General features: G+C 72.1%; 15 protein-coding genes. 5 read left to right on the top strand and 10 right to left on the bottom strand.

Translation table 11 applies throughout. The features are described 5' to 3' along the window. Positions 1 to 106: 106 nt before the first annotated feature. Positions 107 to 2,707 carry a family 78 glycoside hydrolase catalytic domain gene (locus Bra3105_RS08215; protein WP_228359397.1) on the top strand — a complete coding sequence of 867 codons (2,601 nt, stop codon included), beginning with the start codon at positions 107 to 109 and terminating at the stop codon, positions 2,705 to 2,707. A gap of 30 nt (positions 2,708 to 2,737) precedes the next feature. On the opposite strand, the gene Bra3105_RS08210 is transcribed toward Bra3105_RS08215, so the two are convergent. Both Bra3105_RS08210 and Bra3105_RS08205 read right to left on the bottom strand, forming a co-directional pair. Then, positions 2,738 to 3,133: a hypothetical protein gene (locus tag Bra3105_RS08210; RefSeq protein ID WP_228359396.1), complete on the bottom strand. Its 396-nt coding sequence runs from the start codon at positions 3,131 to 3,133 to the stop codon at positions 2,738 to 2,740. Next, complete coding sequence (locus tag Bra3105_RS08205) at positions 3,130 to 3,876, bottom strand: SRPBCC family protein (RefSeq protein WP_228359395.1); 747 nt, start codon at positions 3,874 to 3,876, stop codon at positions 3,130 to 3,132. The genes Bra3105_RS08210 and Bra3105_RS08205 overlap by 4 nt, the downstream gene beginning before the upstream one ends. Positions 3,877 to 4,016: 140 nt before the next feature. On the opposite strand from Bra3105_RS08205, the gene Bra3105_RS08200 reads away from it, so the two are divergent. Continuing rightward, complete coding sequence (locus tag Bra3105_RS08200) at positions 4,017 to 4,664, top strand: TetR/AcrR family transcriptional regulator (protein ID WP_228359394.1); 648 nt, start codon at positions 4,017 to 4,019, stop codon at positions 4,662 to 4,664. Here Bra3105_RS08200 and Bra3105_RS08195 read toward each other — a convergent pair. Genes Bra3105_RS08195 through Bra3105_RS08185 form a run of 3 tightly spaced genes read right to left on the bottom strand, consistent with a single transcriptional unit; the run spans position 4,655 to position 7,026 of the window. Next, positions 4,655 to 5,560, bottom strand: a complete 906-nt coding sequence (locus Bra3105_RS08195; RefSeq protein WP_228359393.1) for a GNAT family N-acetyltransferase — start codon at positions 5,558 to 5,560, stop codon at positions 4,655 to 4,657. The two genes, Bra3105_RS08200 and Bra3105_RS08195, sit on opposite strands and share 10 nt — an antisense overlap. Positions 5,561 to 5,600: 40 nt before the next feature. Further along, entirely contained in the window at positions 5,601 to 6,473 is an 873-nt protein-coding gene (locus Bra3105_RS08190) for a phosphotransferase (protein WP_228359392.1), read from the bottom strand. A gap of 10 nt (positions 6,474 to 6,483) precedes the next feature. Next, positions 6,484 to 7,026, bottom strand: a complete 543-nt coding sequence (locus Bra3105_RS08185) for a DUF1697 domain-containing protein (RefSeq protein ID WP_228359391.1) — start codon at positions 7,024 to 7,026, stop codon at positions 6,484 to 6,486. A gap of 190 nt (positions 7,027 to 7,216) precedes the next feature. Here Bra3105_RS08185 and Bra3105_RS08180 point away from each other — a divergent pair, with 190 nt between their 5' ends. After that, positions 7,217 to 8,353, top strand: a complete 1,137-nt coding sequence (locus tag Bra3105_RS08180) for an FUSC family protein (protein WP_228359390.1) — start codon at positions 7,217 to 7,219, stop codon at positions 8,351 to 8,353. Between the two features lie 39 nt (positions 8,354 to 8,392). Here Bra3105_RS08180 and Bra3105_RS08175 read toward each other — a convergent pair whose 3' ends face one another. Further along, the gene (locus tag Bra3105_RS08175) at positions 8,393 to 8,704 is read right to left on the bottom strand and encodes a putative quinol monooxygenase (RefSeq protein WP_228359389.1); all 312 of its coding nucleotides are present in this window, start codon (positions 8,702 to 8,704) and stop codon (positions 8,393 to 8,395) included. 94 nt (positions 8,705 to 8,798) lie between these two features. Between Bra3105_RS08175 and Bra3105_RS08170 the strand changes: the two genes are divergently transcribed. Then, entirely contained in the window at positions 8,799 to 9,680 is an 882-nt protein-coding gene (locus Bra3105_RS08170; protein ID WP_228359388.1) for an aldo/keto reductase, read from the top strand. Positions 9,681 to 9,783: 103 nt separating this feature from the next. Here Bra3105_RS08170 and Bra3105_RS08165 read toward each other — a convergent pair whose 3' ends face one another. From Bra3105_RS08165 to Bra3105_RS08155, 3 genes are read right to left on the bottom strand one after another with little or no spacing between them, the layout of a single operon-like run. After that, positions 9,784 to 10,269: a P-loop nucleotide/nucleoside kinase family protein gene (locus tag Bra3105_RS08165; RefSeq protein ID WP_228359387.1), complete on the bottom strand. Its 486-nt coding sequence runs from the start codon at positions 10,267 to 10,269 to the stop codon at positions 9,784 to 9,786. Positions 10,270 to 10,291: 22 nt separating this feature from the next. Next, on the bottom strand, positions 10,292 to 11,449 hold the full coding sequence (locus Bra3105_RS08160) for a DUF1129 domain-containing protein (RefSeq protein ID WP_228359386.1): 1,158 nt from the start codon (positions 11,447 to 11,449) through the stop codon (positions 10,292 to 10,294). A 22-nt stretch (positions 11,450 to 11,471) separates the two neighbouring features. Further along, positions 11,472 to 11,894 (bottom strand): PadR family transcriptional regulator, encoded by a 423-nt coding sequence (locus tag Bra3105_RS08155; RefSeq protein WP_228359385.1) that lies wholly within the window; start codon positions 11,892 to 11,894, stop codon positions 11,472 to 11,474. 15 nt (positions 11,895 to 11,909) lie between these two features. Here Bra3105_RS08155 and Bra3105_RS08150 point away from each other — a divergent pair, with 15 nt between their 5' ends. Continuing rightward, complete coding sequence (locus Bra3105_RS08150) at positions 11,910 to 12,500, top strand: GNAT family N-acetyltransferase (RefSeq protein WP_228359384.1); 591 nt, start codon at positions 11,910 to 11,912, stop codon at positions 12,498 to 12,500. Positions 12,501 to 12,532: 32 nt separating this feature from the next. Here the strand turns inward: Bra3105_RS08150 and Bra3105_RS08145 are convergent, their stop codons facing one another. Then, the gene (locus Bra3105_RS08145; protein ID WP_228359383.1) at positions 12,533 to 13,042 is read right to left on the bottom strand and encodes a GNAT family N-acetyltransferase; all 510 of its coding nucleotides are present in this window, start codon (positions 13,040 to 13,042) and stop codon (positions 12,533 to 12,535) included. Positions 13,043 to 13,102: the final 60 nt, after the last annotated feature.

Genomic DNA, 13,102 nt, shown 5'->3' with positions numbered 1-13,102 from the left:
GGCGCTCCCGCCGCGGACCCGGCGAACCGGCTGTCCGCCGACGGGCGCCCCGGCTCGATAGGATCGGACGGTCGCGTCCGACTCCACGCGCGGAGGTCCTCCCGGCATGTCGCCCCGTCATCTGTCCTCGCGCGCCAGACCGCGCCCGGAGGAGCTGCGCGTCGACCTCCAGCACCTGCCCGTCGGCGTCCCCGTGCGCGGAGCGCGCTTCTCCTGGGTGGTCCCGCAGCTGGGCGACTCCATGCAGAGGATGCACCGCATCCAGGTCGCCCGCTCGCCGCGCGGCTTCGGCAGCCCGCTCTGGGACACCGGCTGGGTGACCTCCCCGCGCTCGGTGGCCGTGCCCTACGAGGGGCCCGATCTGGATGCCTCCACCCCGTACTGGTGGCGGGTCGCCGTGGACACCGATGCGCCCGGCGACTGGTCCAGCGCCCAGTGCTTCGTCACCGCGGCGGACGCCTGGGGCGGCGACGGCATCTGGGGTCCGGTGGCGATGGACGAGTGGACCGCGGAGGACATCCCGTGGGTGCTGCTGCGCACCGAGTTCGATCTGCCCGCTCAGCCCGTCCGCGCCGCCTTCGTCGAGGCCGCGGGCCTGTCCCCGGAGGGCGGGCCGACGCCCCAGGGGCCGCGCGGCGGCCGCCAGCACGTGTACAAGCTGTGGGCGAACGCGCAGGTCGTGGGGTACGGCAGCGTGCGCTCGGGCTTCGAGGAGGCGATGTACCACACGCATGACCTCACCGGCGTGCTGCGGCCCGGGCGCAACGCCCTCGCAGCCCTGTGCTGGGCGGAGCAGGGGCGAGCGTTCGTCGCTCGTCTGGTGGTCGTGCTGGCCGACGGCACCCGCCTCGAGGTGCCGACCTCCACCCGCTGGCGGGCGTTCAGCGGGGCGATGATGCTGCCGGGGCTCGGGGACATCGGCGGCGGCTGGTTCCGGGCCCCGCGCGAGGACTGGGACATGCGGCACGAGCCGCGCGGCTGGCAGAGCCCCGGCTTCGACGACTCCGGGTGGGACCTGGCGCTGCGCAGCGAGGTCGAGCTGCCGCCGCCGACGCCGGCGACCGTCAGCATCCGCCATCACCTGGGCGAGACCGTGCGGGCGCACCGGGTGGGCGGCGGCGAGATCTGGCGGGCGGACCTCGGCCGTGAGGTCGTCGGCGGGATCCGCCTCGAGGTGGTCGGCCGCGCGGGCACGCGGGTCCGGGTTCGGCTCGGCGAGGAGCTCGAGGCCGACGGCGCGGTGCGCTCCCGCCTGCGCACGAGCAACGTCTTCGAGGAGACGTGGACGCTGCGCGACGGCCCGCAGACCATCGAGCACTGGGGGCTGCGCGCCTTCCGCCACGTCGAGCTCGAGGCCGATGCGGGATCGGGCCTCGACCTCTCCCGCGCGCTGCGCCCGGTGGTGCTGCGATCGGCGGCCATGGGCGGCGGAGCCTTCACCTCCTCGGACCCCGACCTGGACCGCGTGTGGGAGATGTGCCGGTACTCGATCGAGGCGACCAGCCAGGACCTCTACGTGGACACCCAGTCCCGCGAGCGCCTCCCCTACGAGGGGGACGCGCTGGTCAACCAGCGCTCGCAGTACGCCGTGGAGCCGTCCTTCGCGCTCGCCCGCAGCTCGCTGGCCTTCCTCGCCCGCCGCCCCACCTGGCCCGCCGAGTACCACCTGATGCCGCCGCTCATGGCATGGGAGGACTATCTGGCCACGGGCGATGACCGGCGCCTGCGCGAGGACCTCCACTTCCTCGAGCAGGGCGGATACCAGCACCTCCTCGACGACGACCTGGTCCGCAAGGACCCGGGCAGCGCGAGCGAGTGGGACGCCGACCTCGTCGACTGGCCCGCGACCTCGCGCGACGGCTTCGAGTTCACCGAAGTCAACACGGTGCTCAACGCCTTCCAGGCCGCGGCGTTCCGCGCCCTCTCCCGGATCGGCGAGGCGATCGGCGACGAGCGCGTCGCGCACGGCTTCGCGGAGTCGGCCGCGGCCGTCACCAGGGCGCTCAACGAGCGGATGCTCGGGGACGGCCCCGCCTACGTCGACGGGGAGGGCAGCGAGCACCGCTCCCAGCACGCGACCGCGATCCCCGTCGCCCTCGGCCTCGCGCCCGACGAGCACCTCCCCGTCCTCGGCGAGTTCCTCTCCTCCGGCGGGATGCGCATGAGCGTGTACGGGGCGCAGTTCCTGCTCGACGCGCTGTTCACCGCCGGGCGCTCCCGCGAGGCGATCGCGCTGATGACGGCGCGGACCACCGAGAGCTGGCTGCACCAAATCGACGACCTGGGCGCGACCATCGTGCCCGAGGCCTGGGACCCCGCGCACAAGCCCAACATGACCTTCTCCCACGCCTGGGGGACCGCGCCGGTGAACGTCATCGCGCGCTGGGTCCTCGGCGTCCGGGTGATCGAGCCGGGAGCGGCGCGGGTGCGCATCGCCCCGCATCCCGGCCCGCTCGCCCGGATCCGAGGGACCGTGCCGACCATCCGCGGGCCCGTCGGCGTCGAGCTCGACCGCGACGCGGGCGCGCTCCTCGTGCAGGTCCCCGCGAACACGCGCGCCGAGCTCATCCTGGACCGCGCCGAGCTCGGCATCCGGGGCCACCCGCACATCGAGGCGCCGGGGGAGTGGGCGCTCGGCACGAGCGAGGACGAGATCGTCCTCGACGGCGTCACCGCCGGGGACGTGCGGGTGCGCTGGCACGAGTGAGCAGCGCGTGAGGGGTGCGAGGCCGCGCTCTCACGCATCCGTGCCCGCGTCCCTGCCCGCGTCCGTGTCCGCGGGCGCCTCGGCCTGAGCCGTGCGTCGCGCCGCTCGGCGCATCAGGAGCGCGCGGACCACCACGGCGAGGGCGGCGAGGACGATCACGGCCGCGTGCAGCGGATGCAGGTCCTTCGTGAGGCTCGGGGCCGGATCCGATCCGGCCAGGTGCAGCGCGAGACCGGAGCCGTAGGCGATGACGAGCAGGGCGGTCCAGAGGCGGAGCGGACCCAGCCGGGCATCGAGCAGGACGCTCAGCGCGGTGAGGACGACGGGGAGCACCGCGATCATCGCGAACCCTCCGGCGACGAGCACCGCGCTGGCGGCGGCGGAGATGAGGGCGGTACGGGGGAGGGTGCGGCCGGTGCGGTTCATCGTGCCGCCTCCGCCGTGGTGCGCAGGTCGTCGAGCCAGCTGACGAGCCCTCCGCCGAGCATCTGCGCGGCGGCCTCGGCATCGTCTCCCTCGAGGGAGTCCAGTACCTCGGCGTCCCAGGACTCCTCGGTGTGCACGAGCGTCCCGTCGTCGGTCTCCGTGACCGTCCAGAGATGGGTTCCCTTGTCGATCGTGAGAGTGTCGCCGACGGCCGGACCCTCCCAGAGCACGCAGTGACCGGGGTCGATCTGCCGCACGGTCGAGGTGATGCGCAGGGTGTCCGCGGCGGAGATGTCGGATTCCGGCACCGGCGTCGTCCAGCGGAACTGCGAGCCCTTCGCGAGCGGACCGGAGTCCAGACGCTCGATGCTGGTGACGGCGCTCTGCCAGTCGGACCACGTCTCGACGTCGGTGAGGGTCTTCCAGACGGTGTCGGCGGGGGCGTCGACGAGGAGGTCGTGCGCGCTCGTCACCGAGGCGGAGGTGTCGATGCCCTCGCCCCCGCACGTGGCCTCGCCGGCGGTGCTCGTGGTGACGTCGGCGGGGGCTCCGGTCGATCCGCCGGCATCAGAGGCGTCGGAGCCGTCCGAGGCGTCCGAGGCCTCGGCGGCGGAGCTGTCGGCCTCGTCGGCGGCCGAACGAGCGTCGGGTGAGGGGGAGCCGCACGCGGTGGTGACGGCGAACAGGGTCGTGGCGGCAGCAGCGACGAGGCTGAGGCGTAGGGGGCGTCGGGTGATGGTCATGGCGGTTCCTCTGTCCACGGTGGCCGGCTCGAGGGGAGCCGGCGAGGCGAATGTGGCCGAACGATCGTAACCTTACGGGCGTTTACTCAAGTTGCGCAAGACCCTCCGACATCTTCGGTGAACGCATGTAAGGTCAGGGCATGAGCACGTCGACGACTGATGGGGGTGCGCCGCCCGCACGCAGGCGCAATCCGCGCGGCGAAGGGGAGCGCCTCAAGGGCGAGATCAGCGATGCGGCGCTCGCGCTCCTGGACGAGACGGGGGATGCGGGCGCGGTGACGCTGCGGGCCGTCGCCCGCCGGGTCGGCATCTCCGCCCCGTCGATCTACGGTCACTTCGAGAACCGCCAGCAGATCCTGCTCGCCGCACTCACCCGCGCCTTCGCCGAGATCGACGCCGAGCTGCGCCGGGTCGTCGAGGCGGCGGGGCCGGAGAGCCGCGACCGGCTCCTGGCGCTCTGCGAGGGCTACCTCGACTTCGCCCGAGCCCGTCCCCACCGGTACCTCGTCATGTACGGCGGGGTCTGGAACGCGGCACAGGACATGGCCGATGACGCCGTCCCGCGCGATGAGGTGGCCGCCCTGGGCATCGCGACGCTCGAGCTGCTCCAGGAGCTCCTGGCAGCCTGCGTCGCCGACGGCAGCTCGCAGAGCACGGATCCGGACGCCGATGCGATCGCGCTGTGGGTCGCGATGCACGGGCTCGCGCACCAGAGGATCGTCTCGACCGCCTTCACCTGGCCGCCCGGGATCGACTCCCGCCTCGTCGCGAGGATGGCCTACATCTGAGGCGCCTCGGCACCGTCCCGTGGAGAGGCGGCCCGATCAGCCGCGCCGCCTCGTCGGTACGGACGGGTCGCCGCGGTGCGTGAGAACCCGAGTGCCTCGTAGGCGCGCTGCGCGCCCGGTCGATGCTCGTCGACGGTCAGCGTGGTCGTGCGCGCGCCCATGCGATGCGCCGCCGCGTCCAGCAGGCCCCGGGCGATGCCGCGCCGTCGGGCGTCCGGGGCGACCGCGAGGAAGTCGACGTACAGGGTGTCGCCCTCCTGCATCTGACCGCTGAGGTATCCCAGCATGCCTCCGCCTTCGGCGTGCACGAACGTCGAGTACGAGCCGCCGTGCTCGACGAGGTCCGACGTGGACGCATAGGTGCCGGGAAACTCCGCTTCGTGGAGCTCGGCGAGGCGGGGGACATCCGCGGGATTCGCCCGCCGGACGGCGTCGTCCTCCATGCGCAGGGCCGACGGTCCGTCCTCGAGCTCCTTCGCATACTCGAAGTTCGCCTCACCGGCGGCCCACCCGCACCGCTCAGCGAGCCACGCCATCTGCGCGTTCTCCACCGCGGCGTACATCTCGTGACGGGCGACGGGGGCCTGGGCGATCACGGATTCCAGCAGTCCCGGCGCCTGCTGCTCCCATCGCCCCTGCCGCGTCCACGGTCCGTGGACCCACGAGCGATCCAGCTCCGTGTCCCACTCGATGAGGACGGCCCCGTCGACCCGTCCATCGGCACCCCGGCTCACGCGCAGCGTCTCCCTCCAGTCCTGGTCGAGGTTCTCGAGATCCTCGCGGATGCCCGCCTCATGGCGGCCGAGATACGCGCACGCCGTCGACGCACTGCTCTGCATCTCGAGGATCAGCCGCAGAGCCGTCTCGTGGTCTTCGGGAGAGTCGGTGGCATGCATGGTCCGAGGTTCTCATCTGCAGGATGAAGGCAGCATCCGGTTATTCGAGGGAGGCCGTCGCCCGCAGCTGCGCGAGCCATTCCTCGCCCACGCGCTCGCCGTCGGGGAAGGCGTCCGCGACGTCGAAGCGCCAGGTCGTGGCGAGGGCCAGCGTGAGCCGTCGACACTGGGCGAGGACTGTCGCGTCGGGGAGCCCGAAGCCGCCAGGGTCGGTGCCCGTCGCGGACTGGTAGTGCTCCGCAGCCTCGGGCGGGAGGTGCGCGAGGTCGAACTCGACCGGTCCGCGGCAGCAGGTCTCGAGGTCGATGAACAGCGGACCGCGCGGCGAGTGGAGGATGTTGCCCGGATGCGGCTCGCCGTGCAGGAGCTGCTCGCGGACCGTCGATCCCACGGCGTCGCGCAGATCCACGAGCGTGCCGCGCAGCAGCGCCCGATCAGGAGCCCGGAGCCGTGGGGAGCGCTCGGGGTCGTCGAGCAGATCGATCGCGCTGCGGACGCGATCGGTGAAGCGCGGCGCCGGAAGATCGATGCCGCGCATCGCCGCGTGCAGGTGCGCGAGGGCCTCGGCGAGGGCGGCGGGAGCCGCCGGCGCCCGATCGGGATCGGCGTCGGGGTCCACCCAGCTCCACAGGGAGACCTCGAAGCCGTCACGCAGACGGGCGACCGGCTCGACCCTCGGATCCGGGGCCACCACGGGAGCGTCCGCGTCGACGAGACGCACAGCGAGATCCAGCTCGTACGCCGCGATCGGCTGGTCCGCCGGGCCCACGCGCGCCACGACCGCACTCGGCAGCAGAAGGAGGACCGCCTTGTTCGAGTTGCTGAGGACTCGTGCCTCGAGGGCGTCGAGTCCCTGGGCGCGGGCGATCACAAGAGCGGCCGTGATCGCGTGGGAGAGTCGGGAGGAATCCATGGGGAGAGGCCTAGTCCCGTTCGTCGAGTTCGTCGAGGTCGTCGAGGTCGTCGAGCATCGTCACGAGCTTCGCGACCGTGTTCATGTTCCGGGCGGTGCCGTGCTCGGCGGCGGGGATCCGCAGGCGGGAGGCGCCCATGCCGCAGGGGTAGTGCACGTAGATCTCCTGCGCGCCGAGCACCATCTGCTCGTCGGCCGCGTTGCGCGCCCCCTCGAGGGCGTCGGCCGGGGGAGGCGCGTCCAGGAAGAGCACCATCGCACGGTTCCCGGGGGCATCCGGGAACGGGTTCCTCTCGAGGACCGCGCGCATCTGCTCGGCGGTGCGCACCGCGACCCCCACCGGGCGTCCGGCAAACTCCTCGAGCCGCGCCTCGACCGCGGTGCGCACCGCGTCGGCCGCATCCTCCGAGCGCAGCACGACGTTTCCGCTGGCGATATAGGTGCGCACGTCGGCGAAGCCCAGCGCGGTGCACATCTCCCGCAGCTCCGCCATCGGCAGCTTCCCGGTGCCGCCGACGTTCACGGCGCGCAGCAGGACGGCATAGCTGGTCATCGTCGACCTCCTCGTGCGTCGTCCGGTGCACGCAAGCTTCCCACGGCGGCTGCTCGCGCGGGCGACGGCGCCGGAGCGGGCCCCTGCGGGGTCCTGCGCGGAGCCCGCACGGCGGTGGATGTCAGGGGCGGGCGGCTTGCGTGAGCAGGAGTCCTCGCGTGTGTGTCTCGGGGTGCGTAGCGTGTTCGGGATGCGTCCGTTCCGACCGCGCGAGATGCCTCGACCCCGGGGGCTGCGCCCCGAGACCGTCACCGACCTCCTCCAGATCGTGAAGTCCGTGCTCGCCGCGGGTTTCGCCTGGTGGCTGGCGGCGGAGGTCCTGCATTCCACGATGCCGTTCCTCGCGCCCTGGGTCGCGCTGCTCACGGTGTATCCGACGGTCTTCGAGTCCTTCCGCCGAGGCGCCCAGTCCACGGCGGCCTCATGGCTCGGGGTGGCGCTCTCCTTCGTGGTCGGCGCGGCGCTCGGGACCTCGGTGTGGACCCTCGCGATCGCGCTCCTGGTGGCGCTCGCCCTGGCCAGGATCCGATGGATCCGGGAGGAGGGCATCGCGATCGCGACCACCGTGATCTTCGTGCTCGGGGCCGGATCGGCGAGCGACGTGGGCCTGCTGACCGATCGCATCCTCGAGGTCGCGCTGGGCGCGCTGGTGGGGATCGCGGTGAACCTGCTGCTGATCCCGCCGCTGCGCGACCGGCAGGCGGCGCGATACGTGGACAGCGTGAACCGCCGGATGGGCGAGGTGCTCATCTCGATGGCCGACGAGTTCCGCACGTCGTGGGAGACCGATCGCGCTCAGGAATGGCTCGAGGAGACCGAGTCGATGAGCAGCGACCTCGCATCCGCATGGTCCACGGTGCGATCGGCGCACGAGAGCAGACGCGCCAATCCGCGAAACCGTCTGCGCTCTCAGCGCTCACCGGAGGAGGACGGGGCGGTACCGCCCGAGGACAGGAGCGGATACGAGCAGATCCTCGCCAGGATCGACGAGGGCGTCTCCCACCTGCGGCACATGGCCCGCACCCTGTGCGAGGCCAGTGGTGCGGAACGTCCGTGGGACCAGAAGTTCCGGGAGGAATGGGCCGATCTGGTCGGCGACACCGGACAGTCGGTCGCAGACCCGGACGCGGACGTCGCCCCGATCCTGGACCGGATCGATGCCCTGGCCGACGCCCTCACGGGCAGGGAGGGCCTGCGCAGCACGAGCTGGCCGCTCTACGGATCGCTGCTGACGAGCCTGCGCCACATCGTGGTCGTGGTCGATGACGTCGCGACCGCACGCGAGGCGCGCGAGGCCGGGCGCTCACGGACCGGCGCGCAGGAGTGATGCGGGGGAGGACCGGGCCCGTCGGCCCCAGGAGTCCTCTCAGGCGCCCTCGGTGCGCAACGGCGAACCGGCGACGTCGAAGCGGAACCCGCCGAAGGCACCGCTGAGCAATGGGCGCGCCGCGGTGATCGCGGCGGAGACGTCCGGGTCCGAGAGCGACTCGCGGTGCGCCTGCGCGCTCTCCCAGATCTCCACGACGAAGACGGTGTCGGGCTCCTCGTCGTTCGTGCCGACCTCGTAGGCGAGGCAGCCGAGCTCGCGGAGACGGTCGTTGCGCTGGATCAGCCGGGAGACGAGCTCGTCCCGTGCTCCGGCGACGGTGCCGAGGGTGCCTGCGTTCACGAAGGTCATGGGGCAAGGGTAGGCGCGTGCCCTGACGCAGGCGTCGGCACGGGCGCCCTGCGAGTACCTGGCAGGTGCTGGGCCACGGGCATACCGTCGAACCATGAGCACACCGGACATCTCTCTGAACAACGGCGTCGTCATGCCCGCCCTGGGCTTCGGCGTCTACCAGACCCCGCCGGACGAGACGAGGACCGCGGTCGCCGAGGCGCTGCGGACCGGATACCGGCACATCGACACGGCCGCCGCCTACGGCAACGAGCGCGGCGTCGGCGAGGCGCTCGCCGACTCGGGGCTCGCGCGCGACGAGGTGTTCGTGGAGACGAAGATCTGGATCTCCGACTACGGGCACGACGAGACTCTGCACGCCTTCGAGAAGGCGACCGGGAAGCTCGGCCTCGACACTCTCGACCTGCTGATCCTGCACCAGCCGCTGACCACGGAGTTCGAGCGCACGATCGGCGCCTACACGGCCCTCGAGGAGCTCCTGACCGACGCGAAGGTGCGCGCGATCGGCGTCAGCAACTTCATGGTCGAGGACCTCGAGCACCTGGCGGGTGCCACCACGGTGGCCCCAGCGGTCAACCAGATCGAGATGCACCCCTACTTCCAGCAGCGCGACGTGATCGCGAAGGGCGCCGAGCGCGGCACCCTCGCGCAGGCCTGGTCGCCGATCGGCGGCGTCTTCGACTACGCCACCGAGCATGCGAGCCCCCTTCAGGACCCCGTCATCGCCGAGATCGCGCAGGCGCACGGGAAGACGCCCGCGCAGATCATCCTGGCCTGGCACCTCCAGGAGGGACGCCAGGTGATCCCCAAGTCGGTGCGTCCGGCGCGCATCGCGGAGAACTTCGACGTGTTCGACGTGGAGCTCTCCGACGACGAGCTCGCCCGCATCGACGCCCTGGATACGGGCACCCGCGGGGGCCCGGAGCCCGCCTCGATGACCCTCGAGAAGTTCGGCAGGCCGATCCCGGAGGCGTGAGCCCGGGGCTCGGCCAGCCGGGCGCGGGCCGCGCGTACCTGCCGATCACTGATCGGGCGGGCCGTGGTGAGCGCGCGCCGCGTGCGGTGCGTGCCGAGCGCCCTCAGTGATGCACGCGCACCGCGTCGACCGCGGCGAGTTCCTCGCCCGTCGGCGGCTCGACGAGCGTGAGGATCCGCTCGAGCTCCGCGCGCGGGATCGGCACTGCTCCCGGCGTGCCCGCTGCGGCGCGCGCCTCGAGCCGGCGCACCAGCTCGTCGGGCCCGACGTCGAAGACGTGCCAGTGGATGCGCGCGCCGCGGGCGCGGGCGTCGGCGAACGTGCGCGTGCGCTCGGCGCGCATCCAGAGGCCGTCCTCGAGGATGACATCGACCCCGCGCTCGAGCAGCGCGAGGGCGTGGACGTAGAGGCGGGACTGCAGACGCTCGTGGAACTCCGAGTCCGTAAGGTCCACACCGAGCGCCGCCTGCCAGTCGTCGGTGGAGATCCGCAGGCCGACGCCGTCGGCCTCGAGCTGCCGCGCGAGCGTCGTCTTCCCCGCGCCCGGCGGGCCGTGGAAGAGCGTGAGGGTGGGGGAGCGGTGGGCCACGGGGAGAGCGTACTGGTGCCGATCAGCTGCTGCGGCCGACCCTGTGCCATGCCCTCGCGCGGCCGACGGCCATAGCGCCGAAAGCTACGGCGAGGACCGCCGGCGCCGCGACGCTCCAGCCGACGTGCCATCCTGCGCCGGCGGCGTCGGCCAGCGCGAGGGCGAGCCACAGCAGCGCGAGCACGGCGTAGAAGAGCGTCATGCGCCGCGGGATCGTGCGCGGATCCTTCGGGAGCTTCTGCGCATACCCCTCGGGGGAGCCGAACTCCTCGACCAAGGGCGCCCCGCTCTCCGCCGCATGGGCTTGGGCCTCCGTGAGCACGGCGTCGATGCGCGGATCGGTGAAGTCGTCCCGACGTCGGAGTGCGGCGCGGGCGCGCCGCACCCAGTCCTCGTCGTCCAGGTGCGCGGAGTCCAAGATCTGCTGCGGGGTGAGCGCCTCCACGTCCTCGCGGCCTTTCGCGTCCCCGCGGCCTTCCCTGTCCCCGGGACCTTGGGCGGGCGCGCGCCACAGCTTCGCGACGACCCAGCACAGAGCGGCGTAGAGCGGCACGAGCAGGATGCTCCAGCCCCACGCGAGCCGCGCGTCGGCCCCCTCCCGGGCCAGCGGCACGATGATGCTCGCGACGCCGCCGGCGCCCAGCACGACGACCGCCGCGCACAGCGCGACCACGATCGGAAAGCGGAAGCGGGCGACCGCCCGCTTGTACACCGCGATCACCACCACGAGCATCGCCGAGAGCAGCAGCGGCATGAGCGCGAAGCCGGCGGTGACATCCGTCGGCCCGCTCTCGCTGCCGACGAGGAGGTCCAGCAGCTGGCTGAGGAAGAACAGGGCGCTGAGACCCGAGGCGAGCCCGAGCGTGGTCAGCACACCCTCGCGCCAGCCCATGATCAACGGATCCTCGAAGACGTCGAGCCCCGCCTCACGCAGCTGCTCCGCCTGCTGGTCAGCCCATTCGGAGGGTGCGCCGAACAGCTCGGCGGGGCTCTCCTGCGCCTCGCGCACGGTCCCCGCGGCCTCGGTCAGGACCTGCTCGACGACATCGATGCGCACGTCCCCGAAGACCAGGCGGACCAGGGCGAGCTCGGCCCAGTCCGCGTCGGTCTCCACCCCGCGGGCGGCATGGAAGGCTTCGGCCACGCGCCCGAGCTCGGGGCCCGTAGGTCGCTCCGTCACGTGCGTACAAGGAGCGGCGTTCTCATCGGCAGGCATCGTCGGGCCCTCCGATCGTGCTCGAGTGCTGGGCCATCGGGGCCGCGGCAGGGGAACTGGTCCCGGTGGCGCGGGTCAGCTCGGCCGTCAAGGCCGAGAGCTGGGTGCGCTGCACGGCGAGGTGATCGCGGCCCGAGGCGGTGAGCGTGTACTCGCGGCGGGCGGGGCCCGAGGGTCCGGGCACCCACTGGGCCTCGACCTCGCCGGCCTCCTCGAGCCGCGCGAGTGCGGGGTAGAGCGAGCCGCCCTTGGGCACGCCGAAGCCGAGCTCGCCCAGGCTCTGCGCGATCGCATACCCGTGCAGCGGACGTTCCTCGAGGCTCACCAGGATCGCGAGTGGCAGGATCGCGCGCACCCAGGTGGCAGGCCAGCGCGGTGGAGTCGCGTCATGGGACCGATGGTCGGACATGGATCTAAGTATTGCATGTACTTAGTGGTGGCGCTTACCGTCGCCCCTCGATCGAATGCGGACCGGGAGGGTGCTCTGATCGGGCAGACTGAGCTGGTGAGCGACGATGACACCTTCAGCACGGAACGGCTCGAGCTTTCTCCGCTGACCCCCTCGGACACGGAAGACGTGGCTGAGCTCTACTCGGACCCCGAGGTCGCGCGATACGTGGGAGGGGAGAGGCTGACTCCGCAGATCATCCCCCAGCAGGTTGAGTCGTTCGCTGCCGAGTGGGCAGAACGGGGTTATGGGCAGAGCGCCGTGCGCGAGAGGGGGACCGGTCGCTTCATCGGAAGGATCGGACTGCACTTCTGGGAGCACTGGAACGAGGTCGAACTCGGATACGTGCTGCGCGCAGACGCCCAGGGGCGCGGGTTCGCGAGCGAGGGGAGTCGGGCATGGATCCGTCGGGCGCGAGATCAAGGGATCGCGAAGCGGCTCATTGCGAACATCCACCCTGAGAACGCCGCCTCGATCGGACTCGCGAGAAAGCTCGGCTTCGCTTTCGAGCGCGAGGACTTCGTCCCGTCCGGACTGCCGACGCTCATATATCGCCTCGACCTCTGAAGGGCGGCGCCCAGCACTCGTCCCGGCCGCCTTCACAGCCTCAGGACGAACACCCTGAACATCTCCGGTTGTCCGGTCTCGTCGACGTCCGTCGCGCTGCGCATCTCGTGCGAGAACACGAATCCGGCCTTCTCCGCCACGCGCCGGGAGGCGGGATTCTCGGCCGACGCGCGTATCGCGACGCGTCGGCCGACGCCCCGCTCTGCGATGATCCCGCAGACCAGCTCGACGGCGCGCACCGCGACACCCCTCCCGCGGATCCACGGCGCGACCCCGTAGGCGATGTTCACGTCACCCGGTTCGAGGCCGTCGGTGACCTGCGGGTCGTAGTCGACGGTGCCCACGCAGGTCCCGTCGGCCCAGATGCCGAAGGCGCGCTTCGACCTGCCCTCCGACGCTTCGCGATGCAGGCGGTCGACGTACTCCTCCGTGCCCTGGACGGTGCTGCGGCCTCCGCTGAGGAACCGCACGGTCGCGTCGTCCTCGGCGGCGACGATCGCGTGCGCGTCCTCCCGGCGGAGCGGGCGCAGTGAGATGTCCATGCTGCGAACATAGGGCCGGCGGCACGCACGGGACAAGGAAACTCCCTGGCCACCGAGGGA

Source organism: Brachybacterium halotolerans subsp. kimchii (genome assembly GCF_020792675.1).
Taxonomy (GTDB): Bacteria; Actinomycetota; Actinomycetes; order Actinomycetales; family Dermabacteraceae; genus Brachybacterium; species Brachybacterium halotolerans.
This window is presented reverse-complemented; position numbering and strand designations above follow the sequence as displayed.

What these genes read in the sequence shown, in the direction of transcription:
- Bra3105_RS08215 (WP_228359397.1), top strand. Translation starts at nt 107, where the DNA reads ATGTCGCCCCGTCATCTGTCCTCGCGCGCCAGACCGCGCCCGGAGGAG.
- Bra3105_RS08210 (WP_228359396.1), bottom strand. Translation starts at nt 3,133, where the DNA reads ATGAACCGCACCGGCCGCACCCTCCCCCGTACCGCCCTCATCTCCGCC.
- Bra3105_RS08205 (WP_228359395.1), bottom strand. Translation starts at nt 3,876, where the DNA reads ATGACCATCACCCGACGCCCCCTACGCCTCAGCCTCGTCGCTGCTGCC.
- Bra3105_RS08200 (WP_228359394.1), top strand. Translation starts at nt 4,017, where the DNA reads ATGAGCACGTCGACGACTGATGGGGGTGCGCCGCCCGCACGCAGGCGC.
- Bra3105_RS08195 (WP_228359393.1), bottom strand. Translation starts at nt 5,560, where the DNA reads ATGCATGCCACCGACTCTCCCGAAGACCACGAGACGGCTCTGCGGCTG.
- Bra3105_RS08190 (WP_228359392.1), bottom strand. Translation starts at nt 6,473, where the DNA reads ATGGATTCCTCCCGACTCTCCCACGCGATCACGGCCGCTCTTGTGATC.
- Bra3105_RS08185 (WP_228359391.1), bottom strand. Translation starts at nt 7,026, where the DNA reads ATGACCAGCTATGCCGTCCTGCTGCGCGCCGTGAACGTCGGCGGCACC.
- Bra3105_RS08180 (WP_228359390.1), top strand. Translation starts at nt 7,217, where the DNA reads ATGCGTCCGTTCCGACCGCGCGAGATGCCTCGACCCCGGGGGCTGCGC.
- Bra3105_RS08175 (WP_228359389.1), bottom strand. Translation starts at nt 8,704, where the DNA reads ATGACCTTCGTGAACGCAGGCACCCTCGGCACCGTCGCCGGAGCACGG.
- Bra3105_RS08170 (WP_228359388.1), top strand. Translation starts at nt 8,799, where the DNA reads ATGAGCACACCGGACATCTCTCTGAACAACGGCGTCGTCATGCCCGCC.
- Bra3105_RS08155 (WP_228359385.1), bottom strand. Translation starts at nt 11,894, where the DNA reads ATGTCCGACCATCGGTCCCATGACGCGACTCCACCGCGCTGGCCTGCC.
- Bra3105_RS08150 (WP_228359384.1), top strand. Translation starts at nt 11,910, where the DNA reads ATGTACTTAGTGGTGGCGCTTACCGTCGCCCCTCGATCGAATGCGGAC.
- Bra3105_RS08145 (WP_228359383.1), bottom strand. Translation starts at nt 13,042, where the DNA reads ATGGACATCTCACTGCGCCCGCTCCGCCGGGAGGACGCGCACGCGATC.